Annotated in this window: 9 protein-coding genes; 2 read left to right on the top strand and 7 right to left on the bottom strand. The window is 65.3% G+C overall.

What is annotated here, in order from left to right; translation table 11 throughout:
- Nucleotides 1-383 (bottom strand): ComEA family DNA-binding protein (locus tag QM685_RS19220; protein WP_415118184.1); only part of this gene is annotated, 383 nt, incomplete at its 3' end.
- A 285-nt stretch (nucleotides 384-668) separates the two neighbouring features.
- Here QM685_RS19220 and QM685_RS19215 point away from each other — a divergent pair.
- Together QM685_RS19215 and QM685_RS19210 are read left to right on the top strand one after the other, a co-directional pair.
- Nucleotides 669-1217 (top strand): MerR family transcriptional regulator, encoded by a 549-nt coding sequence (locus QM685_RS19215; RefSeq protein ID WP_415118182.1) that lies wholly within the window; start codon nucleotides 669-671, stop codon nucleotides 1215-1217.
- Nucleotides 1136-1546 carry a carboxymuconolactone decarboxylase family protein gene (locus QM685_RS19210; RefSeq protein ID WP_415118180.1) on the top strand — a complete coding sequence of 137 codons (411 nt, stop codon included), beginning with the start codon at nucleotides 1136-1138 and terminating at the stop codon, nucleotides 1544-1546. Before QM685_RS19215 ends, QM685_RS19210 begins: the two co-directional genes overlap by 82 nt.
- Before the next feature lie 148 nt (nucleotides 1547-1694).
- Here the strand turns inward: QM685_RS19210 and QM685_RS19205 are convergent, their stop codons facing one another.
- The 6 genes from QM685_RS19205 to QM685_RS19180 form a co-directional block, all read right to left on the bottom strand.
- Entirely contained in the window at nucleotides 1695-3074 is a 1380-nt protein-coding gene (locus tag QM685_RS19205; protein ID WP_415118178.1) for an MATE family efflux transporter, read from the bottom strand.
- Between the two features lies 1 nt (nucleotide 3075).
- Nucleotides 3076-4833 (bottom strand): ArnT family glycosyltransferase, encoded by a 1758-nt coding sequence (locus tag QM685_RS19200; RefSeq protein WP_415118176.1) that lies wholly within the window; start codon nucleotides 4831-4833, stop codon nucleotides 3076-3078.
- 310 nt (nucleotides 4834-5143) lie between these two features.
- Nucleotides 5144-5410 carry a type B 50S ribosomal protein L31 gene (locus QM685_RS19195; RefSeq protein WP_415118174.1) on the bottom strand — a complete coding sequence of 89 codons (267 nt, stop codon included), beginning with the start codon at nucleotides 5408-5410 and terminating at the stop codon, nucleotides 5144-5146.
- Between the two features lie 226 nt (nucleotides 5411-5636).
- Nucleotides 5637-6470: a zinc-dependent peptidase gene (locus QM685_RS19190; protein ID WP_415118172.1), complete on the bottom strand. Its 834-nt coding sequence runs from the start codon at nucleotides 6468-6470 to the stop codon at nucleotides 5637-5639.
- 14 nt (nucleotides 6471-6484) lie between these two features.
- Entirely contained in the window at nucleotides 6485-8041 is a 1557-nt protein-coding gene (locus tag QM685_RS19185; RefSeq protein WP_415118170.1) for an MFS transporter, read from the bottom strand.
- Nucleotides 8038-8592, bottom strand: a complete 555-nt coding sequence (locus QM685_RS19180; protein ID WP_415118168.1) for a MerR family transcriptional regulator — start codon at nucleotides 8590-8592, stop codon at nucleotides 8038-8040. Before QM685_RS19180 ends, QM685_RS19185 begins: the two co-directional genes overlap by 4 nt.
- Nucleotides 8593-8760 lie beyond the last annotated feature (168 nt).

Raw genomic sequence — 8760 nt, 5'->3', positions numbered from 1 at the left:
GTCGTGGCCGCGGGCGCCGGTGCCGGCGTCGTTGCGGCGGGCGCCGCCGGCGCCGCCTTCGTGCTGGCCGTGCTGCCCGACTTCGTCGACGGCTTCGCGCCGGTCGGCGGCGCGGACGAACCGTTGATCGTCAGGCCGGCCGCTTCGAGGTTCACGACCGATTTCTGGCCGATGCCCTTCACCCGCGCGGCGAGATCGTCGGCATTCTTGAACGGGCCGTTTTTGGCGCGTTCATCGAGGATCGCTTTCGCATGCACGGGGCCGATGCCCTTGACCGATTCGAGCGCGGCCTGATCGGCGGTATTCACTTCGACCGCCGCGGCGAATCCGGCCGACAGCGACAAAGCCACAGCAACGCAAAGCATGAGAAGCTTCTTCAGCATGGCAAGCACTCCATTGAGGGCAAAAAAAAGTTAGCCGGGAACGGACGACGCATTCTGTCAGCGGGCGCTGCGTTTAAGCATAGAACAAATCGCAGGCCCTTATTTACAATCGCGGACGATTTATACCGATCGATGCACGACAAGTAAATCGCGGCAAACAATATTTAAACCTTTTGGCATCTGCTATAGCGTTGATGAGCCTGTCGGCCAAATTCACCACGCAACCCCGTGACAGTGCCAGACGCTTGACCTGGAGTGCACTCGAAGTCCTAACCTGAGTCCGTCATGTCGAAACAATCAACCGCGCTCACCATCGGCCAGGTCGCCGAAACGATCCGTGTGTCCACGCATACGCTGCGCTATTACGAACAGGCCGGCCTGGTCCGGCCGGTCGGGCGCACGCAGGCGGGGCACCGGCTGTATTCGCCGGCCGATCTCGACTGGTTGCAGTTCGTGATGCGTCTGAAGGCGACCGGTATGTCGATCGCCGGCATGCAGGAGATTGCGGCGCTGCGCGCGCAGGGGCAGCCGACGATGCGCGCGCGCCGCGACCTGCTGGTCGCGCACCGGGATGCGCTGCTCGCGCGGATCGCCGATCTGCAGAGCAACCTCGGCGCAATCGATGACAAGATCGCGTACTACGAAGCGGCTACCGAAGCGGCCACGGATGGCATGGTTGGGCACGATCCGGCACGACAGGACAGCGAAGCCTCGCCGTCCTCACGTTCGCACACATCCAGACAGGACTCGCAATGGACTACGCACACGACGACCGCTACACCCGCGGCTGGAACAAACTCAGGGAAATCGACGGCTCGGCGGGGGAGCAGGTAATCGCCGCGCTCGCGCCGGTCGCGCCGGAATTCGGCCGCCTGCTGATCGAATTCGGTTTTGGCGATATCTACAGCCGGCCGCAGCTCGATCTGCGCGCGCGCGAAATCGCGACGATCGCGTCGCTTGCGACCCTCGGCTGCGCGCAGCCGCAACTGAAGGTGCACATCGAGGCGGCGCTGAACGTCGGCTGCACGCGCGAGGAGATCGTCGAGGTGTTCATGCAGATGGCGCTCTACGCGGGCTTTCCGGCCGCGCTCAATGCACTGTTCGCGGCGCGCGAGATTTTCGAGCGGCGGGAGCGGCAGGAAGAGGCGGCGTGCGCGGGGTGAGGAGACCTTGGATTGCATTTAGCGGGGAGCGGAGTGCAACTAACCGTCTGCTACCACCGACTCAACCCACGCGGCGCATCCGGCGAAACCCGGGTTCGGGCGCGGCCTCAAAGCCCGCCTGAACCGCGCCCATCCCCTCATCTCCCCTTTACGCCGCCGAATCCATCCGCAACCCCGCATCCTCGTGCAGGTACCGCCGGCTCACGATCCGCCAGTACGCGAGCAGGCCGATCCCGGCAATCGCGAGGCTCGCGGTATTTGCGACCCAGAAGCCGCGCGCGCCGGTGAGCCACGGCGGCGTGAGGCCGGTCGTATCGAAGCCGAGCGCGTAGCCGCCGCCGAGCCCCACGCCCCACAGCGCCACCGCATAGATGACGGTCGGCACGATCGCGACCTTGTACGCGCGCAGCACGAACGCGATCGTGATCTGCAACGCGTCGAACAGGTGATAGCCCGCGACGATCAGCACCAGCGGCAATGCCGCCGCCGCGACCTGCGCGTTCGTCGTATAACCGGCGACGATATACGGCCGCAGCACGAGAACGAGCGCGCCGTAGCAGCAAGCGATCGCGAGGGCCATCGCGATGCCGTGACGCGACAGCGTGCGCGCCGCTTCCGGCCGATGCGAGCCGAGCGCCTGCGCGACCAGCGTCGACGACGCGATGCCGATCGACAGCGGCGTCATATACAGCACCGCGCCGATGTTGCCGGCAATCTGATGGCCCGCGAGCGTGGTCGTGCCGAAGCGCGCGATGAACAGCGCCATGAACGTGTAGGACGTGACCTCGATCAGATACGACAGCCCCATCGGAATGCCGAGCCGCAACTGCGCGGCCTGACGCTTCCAGACCGGCCAGCAGAAGTGCGTGAAAATGCCGAGCGGCCTGAACACGTCGACACGCACGAGCAGCACCATGCCGAGCACCGCGAGCGCCCAGTTCAGCAGCGAGCTCGCGAGGGCGCAGCCGGGTCCACCGAGCGCCGGCACGCCGAGTCCGCCGAAGATGAGCCACGTGTTGAGCGGTATCTTGAGCAGCAGCGCGGCGATCTGCAGGAACATCACGAGCCGCGGCTTGCCGAGCGCATTGGCGACCGAACTATAGATACGAAACGCGAGCCCGGCGGGCAGCCCGAACGCGAGAATCCGCAGATAGGCGAGCGTGCGCTCGTGCAGCGCGCCGGGCACGTGCGAGAGGTTCAGCAGCGGTCCGGGAAAGAACAGGATCAGGAAGCCGATCACGGTCAGCGCCGCCGCGAGCCACAGCGACTGGCGCACTTCCTCGCCGATCTCGCCGTAGCGGCGCGCGCCATAGAGTTGCGCGCTGATCGGCTGCAGCGCGGTGAGAATGCCGGTCAGGCCGATATAGACCGATATGTAGATCGACGAGCCGAGACCGAGCGCGGCCAGATCGACCGCCGAGTAGCGGCCGACCATCGCCGTATCGATCACGCCAAAGGCGATGATGGCCAACTGGCCGATCAGTACGGGCCACGCGAGCGCGGCGATTTTCCGTACGTCGGCGAACATGTCAGTCGAGCTTCTTGTGCCAGCTCCGGCGCTTGCCCGGCGGCGGCTTCGGACGGTCGATGCGCACGTACAGGCGGAAGCGCTCGTCGCGGTCGGCGGCGCGGCGGCCTTCCCAGACGAGTTTCCAGATGTAGTCCGGCATCGCGCTCGGATCACCGTAGTCCTGCGTGTCCTGGCGCAGGATCACGTCGCAGTCCTGGTCGAACGCGAAGTGCATGTCGCCGAAATAGGCGAAGGTCGCGATCTGCGCATTGCCGAGCCGTACCGGCGCGATGCAGGTGTAGTCCTCGGGCAGATGGCTCGCGATCTGCTGCGCGACGTCGCGATAGGTCCGGCTGTAGTTGACGACCGGCAGCCACAGTGTCATCAGCAGCACCCACATCAGCGTCGTGCCGGCGCTCGACAGCACGACGCTGCGCCACAGCACCTTCGGATGACGCGCGAGACGCCAGCGCACCAGCATGAACCAGCACACGGTCACGGCCACCGCGCAGACGAACGACAGAATCTTGAACTGCGGCACGAAGCCCGGCGCGAGCCGCGCGAGGTTGCGCGCGAGCGGATGCGGAAAACCGGTGAGACCGGCCACGTACACGAGCCACACGAAGCTGCCGAGAATCGTGAAGCTGAGCAGCGCGAACCAGTCGATCGCGTTGATCGCGCCGCGCTTGAGGGTCGGCAGCGCGAAGGTGGCCAGCACCGCGAGCGGCGGCAGCAGCAGCATATAGAGCCGGTTCGACTGGTGGCTTTGCAGCACGACGAGCACGAACAGCGGCCCGATCACCGACAGCGGAATTGCCACGTGCGGCCCGCGCCGCAGTCCCTTCCAGCTAAACCACGACCACAGCGCGAGCGGCCATGCGGGCCATGTAAAGAGCGGCAGATTTTTCAGCGCATACGCGGCGACCGAGCCGGGCGGCCCCGCGAACGAGCTCAGGCTCACATGCACCCACTGGTTCAGATACCAGACGGCGTCGCCGGGAAAGGCGGCGAGCGCGGCGATCGGCCATGAGACGGCGAGCACGAGCGCGACCGGCAGCCCGGCGAGCAGCAGCCAGCGCGAACGCGTTTCGCGCACGATCAGCGTCATCGCGAGCGTGCCGAGCAGCAGCGCGCCGACCAGCACCGGGCTGCTCGCGAGCGTGACGAGACCGATCGCGAGACCCCAGATCAGCGCGCCCTGGATCGGCTTGTCGATCATGCGCACGAGGCCGTACACGAGCATCGCGATGCAGACGAACTGCGCGAGTTGCGGGGTGGTTTCGTGGCCGCGCTCGGCGAGGCCGAAGCAGGCGAGCAGGATCAGCAGCGCGCCGTCGGCGAGCGTGCGGCCGTAGTCGCGCGGTTCCGGCTCGCCGCCGAACGCATATTTGAATGGCTGCACTTCGGCGCGCCGGCCGAGCAGATACGCGGCATACCAGACGAACGCGCAGCCCGCGCAGAACAGCAGGCCGGTGAACACGCGCGACGCGTTGCTCGCGTCGACCCACGGCGCGAGCGCGCGGATCGCGCTGGCGCCGAGCCAGTAGCCGAGCGGACCGTCCTCGGTCAGATATTTGCCGACGAGGTTCGGCAGCAGCCAGTCGTGGGCGCCGCCGTTCGCCATCGTCCACATCACACCGAAGCCGGCTGCGTCCTCGTTCTTCCACGGATCGCGGCCGAACAGGCCAAACGACGCGTAGACGATACAGATGGTCAGCAGCAGCCAGCGCGGCAATGCACTGGTCGCTGAGGCAGTGAGGCGAACGACAGGTCTCATGCGGTGTGTGGATATTGGATAAGCAATGCGGCCGGGGGCCGGGCGGTGGATCCGGCCGGAAGGTCCCGTCTGGAGCATCCGGCATTGTAGTCGTGCCGCGCGATGCCCGTCACGGCCGGTAACGACCGGCAACGTCGTTGCGAAAGCTGTAACACGGCGCCGCGGATGCGCGGCGTATCGGGTACGCGCCTGCGTTTTGCGCAGTGGGTCATGCAAACGTCGGGCTTGCGCGGGCGACAAAAAAGGGCAGCTCGCGCTGCCCTTTTTTGTCTGCTTCGCTACCGGCTCGGGACCGGCGACGATGCGGAGATTACTTTGCTGCTGCCTTGCCCGAAGCGCGTGCGCCGAACTTCTTGTTGAACTTCTCGACGCGGCCGGCCGTGTCCATGATCTTCTGCTGGCCGGTGTAGAACGGATGCGATTCCGACGACACTTCGATCTTCGCGAGCGGGTAGGTCTTGCCGTTGAATTCGGCGGTTTCGCGCGTCTGGATGGTGGAGCGCGTCACGAACTTGAAGTCGTTCGACATGTCGACGAACAGGACTTCGCGGTAATCCGGGTGAATGCCTTCTTTCATGGTCTTTCCTTTAATCTGGCGGTAGCCAACCCGCGTGCAGCCTTGAATTGGACTGCCTTCAGGCGCGAGCCACTTGCCTACGGTCGAAAACGGCGATTATGCCAGAAAATCAGTCGCTTGGCGATTTTTCTGCCAGCGGTTTCTATCGGGGGCGGGCTGCGGGGCCTGGCTTGACGCGCGGCCGACGATTCATCGCCCAGCCCGAAGATTCGCGAAGGCGCCGCCGTCAAACCGGCGCGAACGTCAAACCCACGCGCGCCGGGTCCTGTCGATAATAGCGCGCGAGCAGCCGGTATAGCTCCGGATACTGCGCCTCGAACGCCTGTGGTTTCACGAACAGCGCCTCGCTGCAGACGGCAAAAAATTCCGACGGATGATCCGCCGCGTACGGGTCGATCAGCGATTCGCGCTCGAAGCGCGCCCAGCGGCGCTCGGGCACCGCGTCGACTTTCGCGCAGAAGTGGTCGTATGCGTGATCGAACACATCCGCCCATGCCTGAGTGTCGAGCGGCGCGTGCCAGCGGCGCATCAGCGGCGGGTGGCCGTCCGCTTCCCCGTTCAGCATGTCGATCTTGTGCGCGAACTCGTGGATCACGACGTTATACGCGTCGGTGCCGTCCGTCATCTGCGCGTCTTCCCACGACAGCACCACCGGGCCGCCTTCCCACGCCTCGCCGCTCGCATCGTGCTCGACTTCGTGCACGACGCCGTCTTCGTCCTCGACGGTCTTGCGAATCACGAACTCGCCCGGATAAACGATCACGCCGACCCAGCCGCGGTACAGATCGAGGCTCAGGTTCAGCACCGGCAGGCAGGCCTGCGCGGCGATCCCGACCGTCATCGCGTCGGTCAGCTCGAGTTCGTGCGCGGTCGAGAACTCCTTCTGCGCGATGAAGAGGCTCGTCAGTTCACGCAGCCGCGCGAGATCGGGTGCGTCGAGATGCGCGAGAAACGGCAGGCCGGCGAGCGTCGCCTGCCACAGCGGTTCGTCGATCGCATAGTCGCGCAGCGCGCGCTCGCGGCGGCGCGTGCCCAGCCAGTGCGTGAGTTTCGAGAGCATGCTTGATCACACCTCTAGTCGATCTGTTTTTGCCACGCGGCGAACAGGCCGCCGCATATCGCGACGCCGATCAGGAAATAGAAGCCGTCGAGCGAAGCCAGAAAGCTCGCCTGCTGCGCGACGGTCCGGCTGATCGACGCGACCGCGAGCGCATGTGCTTCGGACGCTGCGTGGCCGGCGGCGGCAAAGCTTCTCGTCAGCGTCGCGAGCGTGTTCTGGAACACTGGATTGTACGGATTCACGGACTCCGCGAGGCGACTCTGATGCAGCGCCTGCCGATGCTGTTCGACGATGATGGCCGACGCCGTCGCGAACGAGATCGTCAATTGCCGCACGATGTTCTTCAGGCGGTAGCCGTGCGTGAATTCCTCGATCGCGAAGATGCGGAAGGTCAGATTCGCGACCGGCAGCACGATGAACAGCAACAGCAGGCCGCGCAACAGCAGCGGCACCATCAGCGCCGCTTCGCCGACGCCCGGCGACATGCGCGTCATCCACGCGGCGGCGAACGCGGCGACCGCGAAGCCCGGCACGATGATCCATTTCTTGCGTGGCAGCAGTTTGGCGTAGCGCAGATAGATGAACAGCGTGCTCGCCGAAATCAGCGACGTGACGCCGACGAGCCGCCCGGTGTTCTCGATCGGATAGCCGAGGCCGCTCTCGAGAAAGCGCGAGATCAGATAGCTGAACACGGTCGTCATGTAGTAATAGAACATGTACAGCACGAGGCCGACCTGGAAGACCTTCTCGCGCAACGCATGCAGACGCACGAGCGGCGCGGGATGATGCCACTGGTGATACGCGAACCAGCCGAGCGCGACAAAGCCGGCGAGCGTCAGCAGGATCAGTGCCGGTGACGTGCTGAACAACTGGAAGCGCACCTGCTGCATCACGATCTGCAGCGCGCCCTGCGCGAATGCGAAGATCAGATATGGCCAGAAATGCGCGGAGCCGCGCTCTTCGGGCAGCCGGTTGCCGGCGTCGGGCAGAGCCAGCAGCGCCAGCACCGCGAACAGCACGCCGGCCGGCGCCGTGCACGCGAACAGCGCGCGCCAGTCGAAATACGCGACCAACTGGCCGCCGACGAGCGGCGCGAGCGCGCTGGACAGCACGATCAGCAGCAGAAACGCACGCGTGGCCGCGGGCCGTTGCTGCGGGGTGAAACTCATCTGGATCAGGATGCGGCAGGTGCCCATCATCGGACCGATGAAGTAGCCCTGGAAGCCGCGTGCGAGCGCGAGTTCGATCGACGATTCGCTGAGCGCCGCCGCTGCCGCGCCCGCCGAATAGAGCAGCATGCAGCCGGCCACGTAGCGCCGGTAGCCGAAGCGTTCGACCCACCATTCCTGTTGCAGGATGCCGAGCACCGCCGCGACCGCGTAGGCGCTCGACGCCCACACGAGCTCATCGGGCGATGCATTGATGCCGCCCGCGATATAGCTCGCGAAAAACGAGAAGATCGCGTTGTCGAAATAGTCGAGACCGGTGACGACCGCGAGCACCCACGGGAAAAAGTCGCCGCGCAGTTTGTCGACGCTGAACCACGCGGCACGGGATGACGCGGTGTTCATGACGCGTTGCCCGGCACATCGGTGCGTGATTTGCCGACACGTTTGGCGGGTGTCGCGTCCGCCGCGCCGGCTACCTTTGCCGTTTTCGCCAGCGCGTTGCGGCGCTGTTCGAGCAGCTTGTCGGCGTTTTCGCCGGCGAGACGCCGCTCCAGATAATCGAGATCGGGGCTCAGTTCCGCGCGCAGCTTCTGCGCCTCCTTGAGTTCGCGGCGCATCGCTTCGATGCGGGCATCGAGTGCTTCGACCTGCTGGGCGATCGCGTCGCGAATCTGCTGCAGCGACTCGGTCGAAAAACGATGCCCGCCGTCGACCGGTTCGAGCGGCCGCTTGAGCATTTCGGTGATGCCGTGCAGCGAGAAGCCGAGCGAGCGCAGACGCAGAATGCGCGCAAAGCGCTTCAGGTCTTCCTCGTCGTAGAGACGGTAGCGGCCTTCGCTGCGCGTCGGCGATACGAGGCCGCGTTCCTCGTAGTACTTCAGCGTGCGCGGGGTGACGCCGAGCCGTTCGGCGGCGTCGCGCACGGTCAATAGCGCGGGGGAATCCTTTGACATGACGGTGATGGGCGTGGGGTGCGTTCGAGCCGATTGCCGACATTGTACTCTAACGTGTACGTTCACGTACATGTTAGAGCGCGGCGACGTGGCGATGACCCGGCGCACCGGGCAAGTGCGCGGGTCGCGGGCGAAAAAAAAACCGCTCGTCGATAACGAGCGGTTTTT

The organism is Paraburkholderia sp. (genome assembly GCF_047605525.1).
Taxonomy (GTDB): Bacteria; Pseudomonadota; Gammaproteobacteria; order Burkholderiales; family Burkholderiaceae; genus Paraburkholderia.
The sequence above is the reverse complement of the archived record's forward strand: the minus strand, read 5'-3'. Positions and strand labels throughout refer to the sequence as shown.

Coding starts and splice junctions, on each gene's coding strand:
- QM685_RS19195 (WP_415118174.1), bottom strand. CDS start 5,410: ATGAAAGAAGGCATTCACCCGGATTACCGCGAAGTCCTGTTCGTCGAC.
- QM685_RS19215 (WP_415118182.1), top strand. CDS start 669: ATGTCGAAACAATCAACCGCGCTCACCATCGGCCAGGTCGCCGAAACG.
- QM685_RS19210 (WP_415118180.1), top strand. CDS start 1,136: ATGGACTACGCACACGACGACCGCTACACCCGCGGCTGGAACAAACTC.
- QM685_RS19200 (WP_415118176.1), bottom strand. CDS start 4,833: ATGAGACCTGTCGTTCGCCTCACTGCCTCAGCGACCAGTGCATTGCCG.
- QM685_RS19205 (WP_415118178.1), bottom strand. CDS start 3,074: ATGTTCGCCGACGTACGGAAAATCGCCGCGCTCGCGTGGCCCGTACTG.
- QM685_RS19180 (WP_415118168.1), bottom strand. CDS start 8,592: ATGTCAAAGGATTCCCCCGCGCTATTGACCGTGCGCGACGCCGCCGAA.
- QM685_RS19185 (WP_415118170.1), bottom strand. CDS start 8,041: ATGAACACCGCGTCATCCCGTGCCGCGTGGTTCAGCGTCGACAAACTG.
- QM685_RS19190 (WP_415118172.1), bottom strand. CDS start 6,470: ATGCTCTCGAAACTCACGCACTGGCTGGGCACGCGCCGCCGCGAGCGC.